Here is an 18,759-nt window from a genome sequence, read left to right on the forward strand (position 1 = left end):
GGTCAGTCTTCCTGGGTGACGCGCAGCAGTTCATCAAGGCTGGTCTGGCCCTCAAGAACCAGCCGCTGACCGTGCTGAAACAGGCTGGGCGACAGCACCCGGGCCTCACAGACCAACTGCGGCTCGCTCGCGCCCTGATGGATCAATGCGGCCAGAGCCGGGCTGATGTTCACCAGTTCGTAGATCCCGGTGCGCCCGCGATAACCTTGCTGGCATTGTTTGCAGCCGTGAGCGCGATACAGCGTCACCCCGGCCTGCGGGGCGAGCCCCAGGCGCTCGCACAAGGCCGGGTCGGCGCTGTACGCCACCTTGCAATCGGCGCACAGGTTGCGCAGCAGGCGCTGGGCCAATACGCCCACCAGCGACGACGCCAGCAGGTAGGCATCGACGCCCATGTCAACCAGCCGCGTGACCGCGCCAATGGCGCTGTTGGTGTGCAGGGTCGACAACACCAGGTGCCCGGTCAGCGAAGCCTGCACGGCAATTTCGGCGGTTTCCTGATCGCGGATTTCACCCACCATGACCACGTCCGGATCCTGACGCAGGATCGCTCGCAAGCCGCGGGCAAACGTCATATCGACCTTGGTGTTGACCGGGGTCTGGCCGATGCCCGGCAAGTGATATTCCACCGGGTCTTCGATCGTCAGGATGTTGCGCGACTGATGATTGAGATGGCTCAGTGCGGCATACAGGCTGGTGGTTTTGCCCGAACCGGTCGGGCCTGTGACCAGGAAAATCCCGTGGGGCCGCGCCAGCACCTGTTCAAAGCGCGCCAGGGTTTGAGGCGGCATGCCCAGGCATTTGAGGTCCAGGCGCCCGGCCTGCTTGTCGAGCAAGCGCATCACCACCCGCTCACCGTGTGCCGAAGGCAAGGTCGAAACCCGCACATCGACCTCATGCCCGGCCAGACGCAAGCTGATCCGGCCATCTTGCGGCACGCGCTTTTCAGCGATATCCAGGCGGGCCATGACTTTGATCCGGGACACCAGCAAGTTGGCCAGTTCGCGCTTGGGCCTGAGCACTTCGCGCAATTGGCCATCGATGCGCATGCGCACCGACAGGTAATGCTCGAAGGTTTCCAGGTGCACGTCGGAGGCTTTTTCACGCATCGCTTCACGCAACAGGGCGTTGATCAGGCGAATGATCGGTGCGTCGCCTTCTTGTTCCAGCAAGTCTGCGGTTTGCGGTACTTGCTCGGCCAGGCTCATCAGGTCGAGCTCACTGTCGAGCCCCTGGGCCACTTGCTCGGCAGCGCTTTGACCGGCGCTGTAAGTGCTGGCCAGGGCGTCGCTGAAGTCCTCATCACTGACTCGCTTCACTGCCAGCTCGCCCCCAGCCCGACGCCGCACTTCGGCCAAGGCGGTCAGGGGTGCACCGTCGCGCATCAACAACACGGCCGGCGTGGCGCGCGCATCCAGCAGCACCCCGAAACGCCGGGCGAAACCGAAAGGCAAACGTGGACTCGACGCGGTCATGGCCGACCCGCTGCAGGTGCTGGCTCGTGGTCATCAAACATGTGCTGCGGATCGCTGGGCAGCAGCAATGAGTTGTCGTCTTTGGCACCCGGCTGGCTGAGTGTGCGCAATGCCTTGTAGCGGCTGGCGCTGATCTGGCGAATGTCCTGCTTGCTGCGCACTATGGTCGGCCGCAGGAATACCATCAGGTTGGTTTTGGTGTGAGTGTCTTTGTTCCAGCGAAACATCGCGCCCAGGTACGGGATGCTGCGCAACAACGGCACGCCGCTGACCTGCTGGCGTACGCTGTCCTTGATCAAGCCACCGATCACGATGATTTCACCGTCTTCCGCCAGGATCGTGCTTTTGAGCGAGCGCTTGTTGGTAATCAAATCAGTGGAGTCGACCCCTTGCAGCGAGGGTGCGAGCTCGGAGTTCTCCTGCTCGACTTCGAGCCGCAACGAGGAACCATCGTTGATGTGCGGCTTGATCTTGAGGCTGATGCCGATGTCCTGACGCGTCACGGTGGTGAACGGGTTATCCGAGCTTTCGCCCGACCCGGTATAGGAACCGGTCTTGAACGGCACGTTTTGCCCCACCAGGATTTCGGCCTCCTGATTGTCCAGGGTCAGCAGACTCGGCGTGGACAGGACATTGTTCTTGGTGTCGCTGGCCAAGGCCGAGATCAGCGCATTGAAGCGGTCACCGCCCACTTGCAACACGGCACCTTCGGGCAACTTCACGTCCCCGCCCGACAACGCGCCAATCTGGATGTTGGTACCCGGAAAGGTAATCCCGCCTTGAGCACCACCGGTGCTCACGCCCCATTGCACGCCGAGGGTTTGCGCGATATCGCCGGAGATCTCAACGATGGCGGCATGGATCAGCACTTGCGAGCGCGGCTGGTCGAGTTCACGCACGATGTCTTCCACGGAGCGAACCTGCGCCGGGTCGGCCATGACCACCAAGGCGTTCTGGCTGATATCGGCAGCGACCATCACTTCACGTCTGGACGCAGTTTGGGTGGCACCGGCCAAAGCGGTGTCTTGCTTGGCGCTTTGCCCCACTGCATCAAGCACCTCAGCCAGTTGCTTGGCATCGCTGTGGCGCAAACGGATAACCCGGGCGTTCTCTTGGCGGGTACTCGCGGGCTTGTCCAGCGAGTGAGCCAGTGTGCTCAAGCGCAAACGCACGGCTTCCGTACCGATGATCACCAAGCGGTTTGAAGTGCTGTCGGCGATGACCTGGCTGACGCTACCTGCGCTTTTTTTGTCGAGGGACTTGTCCATCACGCTGGCGATATCGCTGGCCAGACCGTGGCGTAATTCAATGACCGTATGCCCATATTGCGTACCGGCATCAAGTTGGCGAACAAGCCGGGCAATACGCTGGGTGTTGGCCGCAGTATCGGTGATGACCAACGCATTGGCAGAGGCGGACGGGCCGACATAACCGTTGTTGGACACCAGAGGACGCAGCAACCCGGACAAATCAGCGGCAACGCTGGCGTTGAGTTCGATGACCTGGGTGACAAACTCCTGGTCCGGCACCTCGCGGTTTTCGGTATTGCCCGCGCGGGCCTTGGCGTCGGCTGCCGGAACAATCAGTAAGCGGTCGCCCTGATCGACAATGGCAAATCCCTGGGCGTCCAGCACCGAATAGAACAGCTTGCGAACCCCTTCGCGATTAAGGGCCTCGTCAGAAATCACGGTTATCCGGCCCTGGACCCGAGGGTCCAGCACCACGGTGGAACCGAGTACTGTGGATATTTGCTGCACGACATCGCGCAGCTCTGCGTCTTTCATTGCCAACTGCCAATACTGCTCATCGGCAAGCGCAACACTTTGGAATAACAGTGCGCTCAGGGCAGTACTGCATAAAAAAAGACGGCCGAGGCCGAGCCTGTTTGGCCTGTTCATGATGTATCTCTAAGGTTGTTCGGCAAGGGGCCGCAAATAAGTGGAGGTCGGAGCCGCTTTCGGGACCGTCGCCTTGGTAGCGGGCAGCAGGTACTGGCCGGCCGACTTGAGTGCGAGGCGTTCCTCGCGGCCGTTACGCCACAGCACCACGTGTGTCACCTCTACCCGACGCAGAACGCTGCCACCCGGCAGTCGCTCGCCGACGCTGTAAAAGCGCGCTTCATTGGCGCCAGCCAGCAACGCACGTGACGCGCCCTGGCTGGCCACCAGACTGGCGCGCAGTTCCAGTGACTCGGCGCTGCGTGCCTGCTCGCCCTGGGGTGAAAGCCCCATGACCGTTGCGATTGCATCCGGCCTGAACGTAACTGGCGGGGGCGCAGTGCCTGAATCAAGGGGCGCGAAGACCGGCACCGCACGCACGGTGGTGCGGTACATCCACTCCTGCCAGACCTGATACGTGCCATAGGCCAAGGGCAATCCCGCCAAAAACACCCCGAGCACACCCCGCACGAAGCGGCGGGTGGCAAATGCTGAAATATTCAAAACCTGCTCATCTGAATGCCCGTACAGCCCGTTATAAAAATCGATATGGATTCACCGACGTGTCAGGCGAACATGCGCTTGAGCACCGCGTGCCCGCAAAGCTGATGCTTGATCACCGCCGCCACATGCAGAAGCAACAGCAGCCCCAGGCACATGCAGGCCACGTTGTGAATCACGGAAAACAGGCTGAGGAACTGCACATCGGTCACTAAAGAAGGAATCGAAAAAATACCGAAAATACTGATATCCCTACCCATCATCAGTACCCCGCTGATCAGCACGACGGCGGTCGACAGGTAGATCATCGAGTGGGCAATAAAAACCATGTACTGCATGGCATCTTTGGACCTTAAGACCCGGGAAAAGCCTTTACCAAATGACACATACATTCTGTAAAAGAACACCGGTGTAAACACGGCACCCAATGAAACATTAAAAGCGCCAATCGCCTCTTTAAGACTGGGCGATTGACTAATAAGCGCGGCGTAATAACCGGACATCATTAACCAGACAATAATAATCATCGACACGGCATGCAGCCATTTCTGCAAACTTGAATACGTTGTTTCGCGCACGGGAAAAACCTCTTTGATTCACGCCTTCAATTCGTCCTCATCCTGAGTGCGTTCTATTAAAGCCGGATCGTTAGTTAAAACGATCCGGCCTCGAGCAGGACTGCTTACTTCTCAGTCCAGGCCATGTTCCAGTGCGAACCTACACCGGGTTCGAACTGGGTGGCCGTCGGTGTGAACTGCACGCAGTAACCCGAATTCGGGAACGGCTGGCACTCGTAGACCTTTCCGGTTTTTTCTTGCAAGACCAAAGTACCGGCCTTGTAATTTTTTACGCCTTCAGGGAATACAGCGTCGTATTCCTGGCTGCCGCCTTCACCGGTCAGGTTCAGGGTTTTGGTTTCCTGGAAGTTTTCACGACCGTCTTTGCTGCTGGCAATCAGCTTCAGGGTGTGAGCACCCGGTGCGCTGGAGACATCAACGTTTACAGTGGCGGTGGAGGCATCCAGGGCTTGCTTGGTGAAACCGACCTGTTTGTTGGCTTCGTCGTAAACAGTCGCTTCAACGGTGATGTTTTTGTTGGTCATCAGGGTGAAACCAACGGTGCCACGGCCTTTTTCCAAGACGTATTCAGACGCTACGTCATGTACATGCATGTAGGCCGATGGGTCCGGAACCATGGTGGTCAGCATCTGGTAGCTGGTCACACCGGTTTCGGCCTTGGCGTAGAAGGTGTTGGTACCCTTGATCGGCTCGATGCTGCCGTCTTCGTTACGCACGCCTGCACGCACCGGCTTGTCCGCAGCGTTCACGGCTTGTGCCAGTTTGAACGACCAGTTTTCAGGCTGACCGTCCTGTACCGAATCGATACCTACGGTGAAGCTGTATTCCGGGCTTTCGGTGCTGCCGGTGAAGGCGCGGGCCTTGACCGTGTCACCTGGCAACAGCGCCTGGGTCGGTGCAATCACACCCACGTTCTGCCAGCCATCCGGCTCTGGTTTAGGATCGGTCGGATCAGTACCGCCGTCAGCGGTGATGTTCACGTCAACCACGTCGTAGAAGCTGGCCGCCGTGTCATCGACAGTCCAGGCACCCAGAATCACATGCTGGCCGCTGCGATCAGACGGAATCACGCATGCGTGCTTCTGGGCGATAGGGCCGGTGCTGCCTGCCGAGCCGTCAACCGGAACGGCGCCGCCACCGTCTACGCTACAGAACGGCGTCAGCTCGAAGGTGTCGCGGGTCAGTGGCAGGTTTGGATTCCAGCCGGTCTTGGTGATGAAGTATTCCCACTTGGTGGTTTTATGCGCCGCCGTGAAGAACCAGCTGAACTCCATGTTGCGGTTATTGATTTCAGTCTGGTGCCAGCGCGTTGGCGACTGGGCATTCAGGGCAGCAAAGGTGGCATTGCCACCGCTCGGAATCTGGCCATCCGCAGGACCGAACTCAGGGAAGCCCTTAGGCGCCTCACCCACGGTTTGCGGCTCATATTCGGCCTGGCCACAATTGGCATTCAGCTTCTGCTTACAGGCGAAAGCACGGGAAGGCGGTTCATCCATATAGCCGTGCGCAGCCACTTGCTGAGAAGCAAACAATGCCGCCATCAATGCCAGGGAAGATGCACACCCCATCACTGCACGTGACGTTGCAAGTGCACGATTCGTACTCATATAAAACTCCGGTTTATTCTTTGTATAACAGAGAGAAAGTTAGGCACTTTTATTAGAAGTGCGCACATAACAAACACAGAAACATGACACTTATTACTCTTCCACAAACGACCACAGGCATTCGGAAAAAGACCACAGCTCTTTTTCTAAATCCTTGAAAATCAATAATCGTCCGTTTCGGAGGTCGGAGATTTTACTTAGTTCCGATAATTAAGATGTAAGGCATTCCTCATTGGCCTGTAGGAAAAACCCGAAGCATTTAAGGGCAAGTATTTAAACGCACGTATTAATTAGAGTTATCCATCTATCAATACAGAATCCAGGCTTTATTCATGGGCTAAAAGTCATCGATTGCAGATGCTGATCCCTTACAAAAAGCACAAACAAAAACGCCCGGCATAAGCCGGGCGTTTGGGGTAAACCACTCACTATTACTGGTGATACTGACCCGAGAACTCGTGCACCGCGCTGATAAAGGCGCCTGCGTGCTCCGGCTTCACTTCCGGGGTGATGCCGTGGCCCAGGTTGAACACATGGCCGGAGCCCTTGCCGTAGCTGGCGAGAATGCGCTGGACTTCGGTACGGATGGCTTGCGGGTTGGCATACAGCACTGTCGGGTCCATGTTGCCCTGTAGCGCAACCTTGTTGCCCACGCGTTGACGGGCTTCACCCAGGTCACAGGTCCAGTCCAGGCCCAACGCATCTGCACCTGCATCTGCAATGCTTTCGAGCCACAGGCCGCCGTTCTTGGTGAACAGGATCACGGGCACTTTACGGCCTTCGTGTTCACGGATCAGGCCGCTGACGATTTTGCGCATGTAAGCCAGGGAGAATTCCTGATAGGCCGCAGCCGACAGGTTGCCGCCCCAGGTGTCGAAAATCTGCACGGCTTGGGCGCCGGCCAGAATCTGTGCGTTGAGGTACGACGTCACGGACTGCGCCAGCTTGTCGAGCAACAAGTGCATGGCTTGCGGCGTGTCGTAGAGCATGGCCTTGGTTTTACGGAAGTCTTTCGAGGAGCCGCCTTCGACCATGTAGGTCGCCAGGGTCCACGGGCTGCCGGAGAAACCAATCAGCGGGACGCGACCGTTAAGTTCGCGGCGGATGGTGCTGACGGCATTCATCACGTAGCCAAGGTCTTTGTGCGGGTCAGGAATCGGCAAGGCTTCGATGTCAGCCAGGGTGCTGACGACTTTTTTGAAGCGCGGACCTTCACCGGTCTCGAAGTACAGGCCCTGGCCCATGGCATCGGGGATGGTCAGGATGTCGGAGAACAGGATGGCCGCATCCAGCTCAGGGAAGCGGTCCAGAGGCTGCAGGGTGACTTCACACGCGAATTCGGCATTCTTGCACAGGCTCATGAAATCGCCCGCCTTGGCACGGCTGGCGCGGTATTCCGGCAGGTAGCGACCGGCCTGACGCATCATCCAGACAGGCGTTACATCGACAGGTTGCTTGAGCAGAGCGCGAAGGAAACGGTCATTCTTGAGAACAGTCATGTCGGCATCCGGGAAAAAAGTGTGGGCATTTTCTCAGAGACGGACACAAAAGGCACGGCAAGAGCCGTGCCTTTTATCTATCGGGGCAATTTGACGCGGTTTTAGCCGCAAAACCGGCGCCCTGTCGCCGCTGCCGCAGGCTGCGAAGAGGACCCAGGGGCCCTCAGGTTTCAGGGTGGCCACTCAACCCTTCGCAACTTTCGGCAGCGGCTGCAAGGGCTCTACACGCCCAGGTAATCCATGATCCCTTCGGCAGCCGTGCGGCCTTCGAAGATAGCCGTTACCACCAGGTCCGAACCGCGCACCATGTCACCACCGGCGAAAATCTTCGGGTGGCTGGTCTGGTGCTTGAACTTCGACTGCTCGGGAGCAATCACGCGACCCTGGCTGTCGGTCTGGATATCGAACTGCTCGAACCAGGAGGCCGGGCTTGGACGGAAACCAAACGCGATGATCACGGCATCTGCCGGGATGATCTCTTCGGAACCCGGAATCGGCTCAGGGCTGCGACGGCCACGGGCATCCGGTTCGCCGAGACGGGTCTCGACCACTTTCACGCCTTCGACCCGGTCTTCGCCAACAATGGCAATCGGCTGGCGGTTATAGAGGAACTTCACGCCTTCTTCCTTGGCGTTTTTCACCTCTTTACGCGAGCCGGGCATGTTCGCTTCGTCACGACGATAGGCGCAGGTCACGGTCTTGGCGCCCTGACGAATCGACGTCCGGTTGCAGTCCATGGCCGTGTCGCCACCGCCGAGCACCACAATTTTTTTGCCTTTCATGTCGACGAAGTCTTCCGGCGACTTTTCAAAGCCCAGGTTGCGGTTGACGTTGGCGATCAGGAAATCCAGCGCATCGTGCACGCCCGGGAGGTCTTCACCGGCAAAGCCACCTTTCATGTAGGTGTAGGTGCCCATGCCCATGAACACTGCGTCGTACTCTTCCAGCAGCTGTTCCATGCTGATGTCTTTACCGATTTCGGTATTGAGACGGAACTCGATACCCATGCCGGTAAACACGTCACGACGGTGGCTGAGCACGGTTTTTTCGAGTTTGAATTCCGGGATACCGAAGGTCAGCAGACCGCCGATTTCCGGGTTCTTGTCGAAGACCACCGGGGTCACGCCACCGCGCACCAGTACGTCGGCACAGCCCAGGCCAGCCGGGCCCGCACCGATAATTGCCACGCGTTTGCCTGTCGGCACGACCTTGGACATGTCCGGGCGCCAGCCCATGGCAAAGGCGGTGTCGGTGATGTACTTCTCGACCGACCCGATGGTCACCGCACCGAAGCCGTCGTTCAGGGTGCAGGCACCCTCGCACAGACGGTCTTGCGGACACACCCGGCCACAGACTTCAGGCAGGGTGTTGGTCTGGTGCGACAGCTCGGCGGCAGCGAGGATGTTGCCCTCGGCCACCAGCTTGAGCCAGTTGGGAATGAAGTTATGCACAGGGCATTTCCATTCACAGTACGGGTTGCCGCAACCCAGGCAGCGGTGGGCCTGCTCGGCCGACTGCTGGGGTTTGAAGGGTTCGTAGATTTCCACGAACTCTTTTTTGCGTTGACGTAACAGTTTCTTCTTCGGATCTTTGCGCCCGACATCGATGAACTGGAAGTCGTTACTCAGACGTTCAGCCATTGTTAAAACCTCATCAAACTCTTCAGGCGCATATCACTGCGGGTTGGCACGGATGCTGGAAAGCAACGATTTCAAGCTGGCAGCCTTAGGCTTGACCATCCAGAAACGACGCAGGTAATCATCGAGGTTTTCCGAGAGGTTGCGACCCCACTCGCTGTTGGTTTCCTCAACGTATTCGTCCAGCACGTGTTGCAGATGGTTGCGGTATGCCTCCATCGCTTCGCCGCTGATCCGCTGGATCTCCACCAGTTCGTGGTTCACCCGGTCGACGAAGGTGTTGTCCTGATCCAGCACATAGGCGAAACCGCCCGTCATGCCCGAGCCGAAGTTGTAACCGGTTTTGCCCAGCACGCAGACGAAACCGCCCGTCATGTATTCGCAGCAATGATCGCCTGTGCCTTCAACCACGGTGTGGGCACCGGAGTTGCGCACGGCGAAACGCTCGCCCGCCGTGCCTGCGGCGAACAGCTTGCCGCCGGTGGCGCCGTACAGACAGGTGTTGCCGATAATCGCGCTGTCCTGGGTTTTGTAGACGCTGCCCGCTGGCGGCACGATCACCAGCTTGCCGCCGGTCATGCCCTTGCCCACGTAATCGTTGGCATCGCCTTCGAGGTACAGGTTCAGGCCGCCTGCGTTCCACACGCCAAAGCTCTGGCCTGCAGTGCCTTTGAAGCGGAACGTGATGGGTGCCTTGGCCATGCCCTGGTTACCGTGGGTACGGGCGATTTCACCCGAAATACGGGCACCGATCGAACGGTCGCAGTTGCAGATATCCAGTTCGAACTCGGCGCCGCTCAGGTCGTTGATCGCTGAGCGCGCCATGTCGAGCATCTTCTCGGCCAGCAGGCCTTTGTCGAATGGCGGGTTGCGATCAACCTGGCAGAACTGCGGCTTGTCGGCCGGAATGTGGTCGCTGCCCAGCAAAGGCGTCAGGTCGAGATTGTGCTGTTTGGCCGTCTCGCCCTGCAGGATTTCCAGCAGGTCAGTACGCCCGATCAGCTCTTCAAGGGTGCGCACACCCAGTTTCGCCAGCCATTCGCGGGTTTCTTCAGCCACGTAGGTGAAGAAGTTGACCACCATGTCGACGGTGCCAATGTAGTGGTTTTTACGCAGCGATTCGTTTTGGGTGGCAACCCCCGTGGCGCAGTTGTTCAGGTGGCAAATACGCAGGTATTTGCAGCCCAGCGCGATCATTGGCGCGGTGCCGAAGCCAAAGCTTTCAGCGCCCAGGATCGCCGCCTTGATCACGTCGAGGCCGGTTTTCAGGCCACCGTCGGTTTGCACCCTTACTTTGCCGCGCAGGTCGTTGCCACGCAGGGTCTGGTGAGTTTCAGCCAGCCCCAGTTCCCACGGTGCGCCGGCGTATTTGATCGACGTCAGCGGCGATGCGCCGGTGCCGCCGTCATAACCCGAAATGGTGATCAGGTCGGCATAGGCCTTGGCCACGCCGGCAGCGATGGTGCCCACACCCGCCTCGGCAACCAGCTTGACCGAGACCAGCGCTTTCGGGTTGACCTGCTTGAGGTCAAAGATCAGCTGCGACAAGTCTTCAATGGAATAAATATCGTGGTGCGGCGGTGGCGAGATCAGGGTTACGCCAGGTACGGCATAACGCAGCTTGGCGATCAGGCCGTTGACCTTGCCGCCAGGCAGTTGCCCGCCCTCACCCGGCTTGGCGCCTTGCGCGACCTTGATCTGCAGCACTTCAGCGTTGACCAGGTATTCCGGGGTCACACCAAAGCGGCCGGTGGCCACTTGTTTGATTTTCGAGCTTTTGATCGTGCCGTAGCGCGCCGGGTCTTCGCCGCCTTCACCGGAGTTGGAGCGTGCGCCCAGACGGTTCATGGCTTCGGCCAGGGCTTCGTGTGCTTCCGGCGACAGGGCGCCGAGCGAGATGCCGGCCGAGTCGAAGCGCTTGAGGATCGAGTCCAGCGGTTCGATTTCGTCGATGGCCAGCGGGGTGTCCAGAGTCTTGACCTGTAACAGGTCGCGAATCATCGACACCGGACGCTTGTCGACCAGCGCGGTGTATTCCTTGAACTTGCTGTAGTCGCCCTGCTGGACAGCCGCTTGCAGGGTTGCCACCACGTCCGGGTTGTAAGCGTGGTATTCGCCACCGTGCACGTATTTGAGCAGGCCGCCTTGCTGGATCGGCTTGCGCGGGCTCCAGGCTTCGGCGGCCAGCAGCTTTTGCTCGGCTTCAAGGTCAACGAAGCGCGCACCCTTGATGCGGCTTGGCACGCCACGGAAGCTCAGGTCACACACTGCTTCGGACAGGCCGATGGCCTCGAACAGCTGCGCACCCCGGTACGAAGTAATGGTCGAGATGCCCATTTTGGAGATGATCTTGAGCAGGCCCTTGGTGATGCCTTTGCGGTAGTTCTTGAACACCTCGTAAAGGTCGCCCAGTACTTCACCGGTGCGGATCAAGTCACCCAGCACTTCGTAGGCCAGGAACGGATAAACCGCCGAGGCACCAAAACCGATCAGCACCGCAAAGTGATGCGGGTCACGGGCAGTCGCGGTTTCAACCAGAATGTTGCTGTCGCAACGCAGGCCTTTCTCGGTCAGGCGGTGATGTACTGCACCGACAGCCAGAGAAGCATGAACCGGCAACTTGCCCGGTGCGATATGACGGTCGCTCAAGACAATTTGGGTACGACCGGCACGTACAGCTTCTTCAGCCTGATCGGCGATGCTGCGCACCGCAGCTTCCAGACCCAGATCCTGGTCGTAGTTGAGGTCGATGATATGACGCTCGAAACCCGGCAGGTCGAGGTTCATCAACGAGCGCCATTTGGCAGGCGAGATGACCGGCGAGCTGAGGATCACGCGGGAAGCGTGCTCCGGCGATTCCTGGAAGATGTTGCGCTCGGCACCCAGGCAGATTTCCAGCGACATGACGATGGCTTCACGCAGCGGATCGATCGGCGGGTTGGTCACCTGCGCGAACTGCTGGCGGAAGTAGTCGTAAGGCGTACGGACACGCTGGGACAACACCGCCATCGGCGTGTCGTCACCCATCGAGCCCACGGCTTCGTAGCCCTGTTCGCCGAGCGGGCGCAGCACCTGGTCGCGCTCTTCGAACGTGACCTGATACATCTTCATGTACTGCTTGAGCTGATCGACGTCGTAAAACGCCGAGCCGTGATCGTGGTCATCGATGGTGGCCTGAATGCGCAGGGCATTCTTGCGCAGCCATTGCTTGTAGGGATGACGCGACTTCAGGCGGTTATCGATGGAATCGGTATCCAGCACCTGACCGGTTTCGGTGTCGACCGCCAGAATCTGGCCCGGCCCTACGCGGCCTTTGGCAATGACATCTGCCGGCTGGTAGTTCCACACGCCGATTTCCGAGGCAATGGTGATGTAGCCATTGGTGGTCGTGACCCAGCGCGCCGGGCGCAGGCCGTTGCGGTCAAGCAGGCAGACGGCGTAACGACCGTCGGTCATGACCACGCCTGCCGGGCCATCCCACGGCTCCATGTGCATCGAGTTGTACTCATAGAACGCCCGCAGGTCGGGGTCCATGGTTTCAACGTTTTGCCACGCAGGTGGAATCAACATGCGCACGCCACGGAACAGGTCGATGCCTCCGGTAACCATCAGCTCCAGCATGTTGTCCATGCTCGAAGAGTCAGAACCCACGCGGTTGACCAGCGGGCCGAGCTCTTCGAGGTCGCCGATCAGGTCATTGGCGAACTTGGTACGACGGGCCAGCGCCCAGTTGCGGTTGCCGGTGATGGTGTTGATCTCGCCGTTGTGGGCGAGAAAACGGAATGGCTGAGCCAGCGGCCATTTCGGCAGGGTGTTGGTGGAGAAGCGCTGGTGGAACACGCAGATCGCGGTTTGCAGACGCTCATCGCTCAGGTCCGGATAGAAGGCGGTAAGGTCCGCCGGCATCATCAGGCCTTTGTAAATAATGGTCTTGTGGGAAAAGCTGCAGATGTAGTGATCGGTGTCAGCGGCATTGCTCACCGAAGAACGGCGGCGCGCACTGAACAGTTTGATCGCCATGTCCTGATCGCTCAGGCCTTCACCACCGATGAACACTTGTTCGATCTGCGGCAAACGCTCCAGGGCCAGGCGGCCCAGCACGCTGGTATCGATCGGGACTTTACGCCAGCCTACCAATTGCAGGCCCGCCGCGAGAATTTCGCGGTTCATGTTGTTGCGGGCCGCTTCGGCCTTGATCGGGTCCTGGTTGAAAAACACCATGCCGACCGCGTATTGCTTGGGTAAATCGCTACCAAAGTGTTCCTTGGCAACTGTACGCAGGAACAGATCAGGTTTTTGAATCAGCAGGCCACAGCCGTCGCCGGTCTTGCCATCTGCGTTGATCCCACCGCGGTGGGTCATGCAGGTCAGGGCCTCAATGGCTGTTTGCAGAAGGGTGTGACTGGGCTCGCCCTGCATGTGGGCAATCAGGCCGAAACCACAGTTATCCTTGAATTCGTCGGGGTGGTACAGACCTGCTTTCATAGACACTTTCTCACCAGGCTGCCCCAAAAAGGGGCAAATTTCTTTTAATTCAACCACTTGCTTCCCGCGCTGAACGTACGCCAGCTTGGCAGGGGCAAAAGGGTGGTCATTCTACACGCCGTCGTAAAGGCCCACAAATTAAACGGCGATTAACCGTAAATTCGTGTCGCATTTATGAAGGTTTAAAGCGATTGCCTGTGCTAGTCAAAACATTTTTGATGTTGACTGTCACGGGGCGCAGACACCACAAGGCACACGGCTTAGTAAAGCCGCATGCTCAAGCAGGAATATTGGTGTGCTGAAACGGCGACCTGGGTAAGGTCGCCGGAATATCAGCGAACTGCAGCCAGTTCTTTTTGGACGCTGGCGACTGTGCGAGGCCAAGGTTTACCAGCCTGGATCTTCGCTGGCAAGTTCTTGATTGCAGCGGCGGCTGCATCACGGCTTGAGAAATTGCCGTAGGTGACGACGTAAAACGGTTTGCCGTTCAATGTTTTCTTGAAGTAGCGGGATTCGCCGCCCACTTCTTTGACGACATTTTGTGCAGACGCTTCGGAGCTGGTACCTACGAGCTGCACCACATAGTTATTGGCCGACTGGCTGGCGTACCAGCTGCTACCCGGTGCTGCTTTGGCCAGCGTAACCGGCTTCTCGACCGGCTTGACCACGGGTTTGGCGGCAGGTGCCGGAGCAGGCTTGGCCACTGGCGCTGGCTTGGCTGCCGCTACTGGCGGCGCCGGGCGCGGTGTTTCGACAGGCGCCGGGCCTGATGGCACACCCGCCGGTGGCGCGGTAGTGGTCACGGTAGGTGGCTGAGCCACCCCGCCGCCAACGGCCGGTACACCGCCGTCGTCACCTTCAGCAATGCCACCCGCGGCCTCAGCCAGAGGGCCACGCATCACCGGCTGCGACTGGCCAACCAGCGGCAACGGCATTGGCTGCGAAGAACCCGCGAAATCTATAGAAGGATTAGCCCCGCCATTCGGCGCAGCCTGACCCAACGGCAATTGACCCTGCTCGGCATCCGGTGCAGTCGGTGCCTTGCCGCGACCCGGTATCAAAATAGCTGCGGCGACGGCCACGACCACTACTGCACCAATGGCCAATACGTGTTTTTTCGGCATGTTGAACCCCATACTTGGACGCTTGACCGCGGAGCGGCTAGCAATCATGGCTTCGATCATTGCATCCCGGGCGACCTGATTGATAGTGCCAGGCCAGCCTTCGGAGCTCTCGTGAATATCTGAGATCTGCTGTGCGCTAAAGAGTTCGATTCCTGCCCCGGCACCTTCGAGCCGTTGGGTCAGGTATTCACGGGTTTCCTCTTCGGTGTAAGGCTGAAGCTCGATGACATGGAAGCGCTCTTCTTCCCCGCTTAACTGCTCAAGACCGGCGATCATCGACGGCTCGCCGAACAGGAACACATGCGGCCGGCCTTCCGGCGCACCCTCCGCCAGCCCCAGCAAGGCTTCCAGAGCGGAGTCGTCGAGCTGTTCGGCATCATCGACCAGCAAATAGACCTCTTGCCCCGTCAACGCCAATTGCACCACCTGCGCCAGAATCGAGCCCACGTCGGCATGGGCAACGTTCAGCGTCTGTGCCACCTGACGCAAGATACCAGCCGCATCGCCAGCCCCCCGCGCCGACACCACAACACTCTGTACAGACTGCTTGTTGGTACTCGCGACCAGCGCCTGGCGCAGCAAGGTCTTGCCGCTGCCTTCAGGCCCGGTGACCACCAGCAGCAGCTGGCTGTAGCGGGCCAGATGATGCAATTGTCCCAGCACCGGCTTGCGCTGGGCCGGGAAGAACTTGAAACCCGGCACCCGCGGTGCAAAAGGGTCGTGGTTGAGCTGGAAGTGGCCGAGGAACGCCTCGTCGGCATGCAAACTAGTCATCGGGATCTTATTAACCTTTAAGCTGAGCCAGTGCGCGGTAATCCGCACCCAGCGTGGCTTGTAGAACCTCTTGTGGATAATCGTCAGTCACTGTGGCTTCGCCCATCCGGCGCAACAGCACCAGGCGCAAACGACCGTCGAGCACTTTTTTATCAACTGACATGTGTTCCATGAAATCGGCTTCGCTCATTTCGCTGGGCGGCACCACCGGCAAACCGGCGCGCTGGAACAACCGGATCCCGCGATCACGCTCTGCGTGGCTGATCCAGCCCAGACGTGCGGACATTTCCAGCGCCATCACCGTGCCCGCAGCCACGGCTTCGCCATGTAACCATACGCCATAGCCCATATGGGTTTCGATGGCATGGCCGAAGGTATGACCCAGGTTGAGAGTGGCTCGCACACCTGACTCGCGCTCGTCGGCACCGACCACTTCCGCCTTGGCTGCGCATGAACGCTGGATCGCCGCGGTCAGTGCAACCTGATCCAGGGCGCGCAAGGCATCCATGTTGTCTTCAAGCCAGGTCAGGAAGGGTTCGTCGCAGATCAGGCCGTATTTGATGACCTCAGCCAGACCCGCCGACAGCTCGCGACCTGGCAGGGTTTCAAGTGTCCTGGTGTCGATCAGGACCAGGTTGGGCTGGTAGAACGCTCCGACCATGTTCTTGCCCAGCGGGTGATTGATCCCGGTTTTCCCGCCCACCGACGAATCGACCTGGGACAGCAATGTGGTAGGCACCTGGATGAAATCAACCCCACGCTGGTAGCACGCGGCGGCAAAGCCGGCCATGTCACCGATCACGCCGCCACCCAAAGCAATGACGGTGGTACGACGGTCATGGCGAGCCGTCAGCAGGCCATCGAAAATGAGTTGCAGGGTTTCCCAGTTCTTGAACGATTCGCCGTCGGGCAGGATGATCGGCAAGACGGAATACTGTGCAAGGCTGCGGGTCAGGCGCTCTAGATAGAGTGGCGCGACGGTTTCATTGGTCACGATTGCCACTTGGCGACCGGCGATGTGAGGGGCCAGCAACTGCGGCTGATCCAACAAACCTTCGCCAATATGAATCGGATAGCTACGCTCGCCTAGATCAACCTTCAGTGTCTGCATGAATCCCCGCGTTGAAACAGGACGCCAGCGGCCTGCCTCGCAATAATCAAGTGAAGGCCGCATCGAGTGTTGACGCGACCCAATAGCCTTAGTCCATACCGATGAGAGGGCATGGCTGGCACCGAGAATAGCGCATTTCGCGTCGCGCTTTAACGGGGGGGAAGCTGTGCCAGACGCTCAAGAATATCCAGAACCACCATTCGCGGTGGCCGCTCATCGGTTTCGACCACCAGGTCAGCGATTTCCCGATAGAGCGGATCACGGACCGTCAACAAGTCACGCAGGGTTTTCTCGGGATTGGCCGTGCGCAGCAAAGGCCGATTGCGATCGCGCGCTGTGCGCCCGACCTGCTGCTCAACGGAGGCATGCAAATACACGACCCGACCGCCGGCGCGTAGCGCCTTGCGGTTTTCGGGGCGCATGACCGCTCCACCGCCGGTGGCCAGGACCACGCCATCGGCCTCGCAGAGCTCGGCAATCATCGCCTCTTCACGATCCCGAAAACCCGGCTCGCCTTCTTTATCGAAGATCCACGGGATATTGGCACCCGTGCGCAATTCAATTTCCTTATCGGAATCCTTGAACGGCAGGTGCAGCTCTTTGGCCAGCAAACGTCCGATGGTGCTTTTTCCAGCCCCCATTGGCCCAACAAGAATCAAATTTCGCACAGAATCAATGACTCACAGCAATCGCCTGGTTGTTCATGATACGCGGAGTCAGGAACACCAGCAGCTCGGATTTTTTTTCCAGCATAAGGTCTTTACGGAAAAGTCGGCCAACATACGGCAGATCGCCAAAAAATGGCACTTTATCTACTACTTTGCTTTGAGTATTTGAGAACACGCCCCCAATCACGATGGTTTCACCGTCCTTGACCAGCACTTTGGCCTCAACCTCATTCTTTTTGATCGGCGGCACATGGTTGACCATGTTCATGTAATCGGGCTCATCCTTGGTCACCAGCACCGCCATGATGATGCTGTTGTCGGGGGTAATCTGTGGCGTCACCTCCAATGACAACGAGGCTTCCTTGAACGACACCGACGTTGCCCCGCTGGCGCTGGTCTCCTGATACGGAATTTCGGTGCCCTTGAGGATTTTGGCGGTCTCTTTGTCCGAGGTCACGACTTTGGGCTGGGAGATGATTTCGCCATTGCCGGTTTTTTCCATGGCGCTCAGTTCGAGGTCCAGCAACGTGTTGTTGGTGATGAAGGCAATCCCCAGGCCGGACGCAGGGTTTGCCACGCCCAAATCAACAAACGGCGCACTGGCCTCACCGGCTTGCGTTGCACCCGAGCGAACTATCCCACCGGCCTTCCAGTTGCCCGCACCACGAAACACCCCGCCCCAGCGCACGCCCAGGCTCTTTTCGAAATCCACGCCAGCTTCAACGATCCGCGCCTCGATCATCACCTGACGGACCGGTATATCCAGTTGCATGACAATGCGTCGCAACTCCTGCAACCGCTCATCCGATTGAAACGCGATGATGTTGTTGGTGCGCTCATCCACCGTAATCGAACCACGCTCCAGCGCGACCGCGTCGCCACGGGTGACCGACTGGAACAATTTGGCGATATCTTGCGCCTTGGCGTAATTGACCTGCACCAGCTCCCGACGCAAAGGCGCCAGCTCAGCCAACTGGTGGCGCGCCTCAAGCGCCTGGCGCTCATGGGCGGCAATTTCTTCGGCTGGGGCGATCAACAACACATTGCCCTCAAGACGCTTGTCGAGGTTTTTGCTTTTAAGAACCAGATCGAGCGCCTGATCCCTGGGCACATCCCGCAAATTAAGGGTAATGCTGCCCTGCACCGCATCGCTGACCACCAGATTCAAACCGGCAAAATCGGCCAGCAACTGAAGCGCCGCACGCACTTCAATGTCCTGAAAGTTCAGGGATAACGGTCCTTCGGCAGCCGCCTTCATGGGCTGCTCTGCCCGGATGTACTCGGCACCCGGGGTAGCACGTGAAGAAAAACTGTCGTGTGCAGTCGCCAGTGATTGCTGCGAATTCAGCGCATTCCATAGCAC

At 58.8% G+C, this 18,759-nt stretch carries 11 protein-coding genes and 1 pseudogene; all 12 read right to left on the reverse strand.

The window, feature by feature from the left end; translation table 11 throughout:
* Nucleotides 1-2: 2 nt before the first annotated feature.
* On the reverse strand, nt 3-1,475 hold the full coding sequence (gspE, locus tag AWM69_RS17000) for a type II secretion system ATPase GspE (RefSeq protein ID WP_131653698.1): 1,473 nt from the start codon (nt 1,473-1,475) through the stop codon (nt 3-5).
* Nucleotides 1,472-3,373 (reverse strand): type II secretion system secretin GspD, encoded by a 1,902-nt coding sequence (gspD, locus tag AWM69_RS17005; RefSeq protein WP_131653699.1) that lies wholly within the window; start codon nt 3,371-3,373, stop codon nt 1,472-1,474. Before gspD ends, gspE begins: the two co-directional genes overlap by 4 nt.
* A gap of 9 nt (nt 3,374-3,382) precedes the next feature.
* Entirely contained in the window at nt 3,383-3,916 is a 534-nt protein-coding gene (locus AWM69_RS17010) for a type II secretion system protein N (RefSeq protein WP_256930380.1), read from the reverse strand.
* A gap of 62 nt (nt 3,917-3,978) precedes the next feature.
* Nucleotides 3,979-4,491 carry a cytochrome b/b6 domain-containing protein gene (locus AWM69_RS17015; protein ID WP_218727633.1) on the reverse strand — a complete coding sequence of 171 codons (513 nt, stop codon included), beginning with the start codon at nt 4,489-4,491 and terminating at the stop codon, nt 3,979-3,981.
* A gap of 104 nt (nt 4,492-4,595) precedes the next feature.
* A complete protein-coding gene (gene gbpA / locus AWM69_RS17020) occupies nt 4,596-6,098 on the reverse strand; it encodes an N-acetylglucosamine-binding protein GbpA (RefSeq protein WP_218727635.1) in 1,503 nt (500 codons plus the stop codon).
* 431 nt (nt 6,099-6,529) lie between these two features.
* A complete protein-coding gene (hemE, locus tag AWM69_RS17025) occupies nt 6,530-7,597 on the reverse strand; it encodes a uroporphyrinogen decarboxylase (protein ID WP_048382881.1) in 1,068 nt (355 codons plus the stop codon).
* A gap of 221 nt (nt 7,598-7,818) precedes the next feature.
* The gene (locus tag AWM69_RS17030; RefSeq protein ID WP_048382882.1) at nt 7,819-9,237 is read right to left on the reverse strand and encodes an FAD-dependent oxidoreductase; all 1,419 of its coding nucleotides are present in this window, start codon (nt 9,235-9,237) and stop codon (nt 7,819-7,821) included.
* Nucleotides 9,238-9,270: 33 nt separating this feature from the next.
* A complete protein-coding gene (gene gltB, locus AWM69_RS17035) occupies nt 9,271-13,719 on the reverse strand; it encodes a glutamate synthase large subunit (protein WP_218727636.1) in 4,449 nt (1,482 codons plus the stop codon).
* A gap of 332 nt (nt 13,720-14,051) precedes the next feature.
* A complete protein-coding gene (locus AWM69_RS17040) occupies nt 14,052-15,617 on the reverse strand; it encodes an AAA family ATPase (protein ID WP_218727637.1) in 1,566 nt (521 codons plus the stop codon).
* A gap of 10 nt (nt 15,618-15,627) precedes the next feature.
* Nucleotides 15,628-16,728 carry a 3-dehydroquinate synthase gene (gene aroB / locus AWM69_RS17045; RefSeq protein WP_218727638.1) on the reverse strand — a complete coding sequence of 367 codons (1,101 nt, stop codon included), beginning with the start codon at nt 16,726-16,728 and terminating at the stop codon, nt 15,628-15,630.
* Nucleotides 16,729-16,877: 149 nt separating this feature from the next.
* The gene (aroK, locus tag AWM69_RS17050; protein ID WP_048382886.1) at nt 16,878-17,396 is read right to left on the reverse strand and encodes a shikimate kinase AroK; all 519 of its coding nucleotides are present in this window, start codon (nt 17,394-17,396) and stop codon (nt 16,878-16,880) included.
* Between the two features lie 4 nt (nt 17,397-17,400).
* Nucleotides 17,401-18,630, reverse strand: a pseudogene (locus AWM69_RS17055) (type IV pilus secretin PilQ); the annotation flags it as partial.
* Between the last annotated feature and the right edge of the window lie 129 nt (nt 18,631-18,759).

The sequence above is a fragment of the Pseudomonas sp. D1HM genome (assembly GCF_019266105.1).
Lineage (GTDB): Bacteria > Pseudomonadota > Gammaproteobacteria > Pseudomonadales > Pseudomonadaceae > Aquipseudomonas > Aquipseudomonas taetrolens.

What these genes read in the sequence shown, in the direction of transcription:
- gspE (WP_131653698.1), bottom strand. Translation starts at nt 1,475, where the DNA reads ATGACCGCGTCGAGTCCACGTTTGCCTTTCGGTTTCGCCCGGCGTTTC.
- gspD (WP_131653699.1), bottom strand. Translation starts at nt 3,373, where the DNA reads ATGAACAGGCCAAACAGGCTCGGCCTCGGCCGTCTTTTTTTATGCAGT.
- gbpA (WP_218727635.1), bottom strand. Translation starts at nt 6,098, where the DNA reads ATGAGTACGAATCGTGCACTTGCAACGTCACGTGCAGTGATGGGGTGT.
- hemE (WP_048382881.1), bottom strand. Translation starts at nt 7,597, where the DNA reads ATGACTGTTCTCAAGAATGACCGTTTCCTTCGCGCTCTGCTCAAGCAA.
- AWM69_RS17030 (WP_048382882.1), bottom strand. Translation starts at nt 9,237, where the DNA reads ATGGCTGAACGTCTGAGTAACGACTTCCAGTTCATCGATGTCGGGCGC.
- gltB (WP_218727636.1), bottom strand. Translation starts at nt 13,719, where the DNA reads ATGAAAGCAGGTCTGTACCACCCCGACGAATTCAAGGATAACTGTGGT.
- AWM69_RS17040 (WP_218727637.1), bottom strand. Translation starts at nt 15,617, where the DNA reads ATGACTAGTTTGCATGCCGACGAGGCGTTCCTCGGCCACTTCCAGCTC.
- aroB (WP_218727638.1), bottom strand. Translation starts at nt 16,728, where the DNA reads ATGCAGACACTGAAGGTTGATCTAGGCGAGCGTAGCTATCCGATTCAT.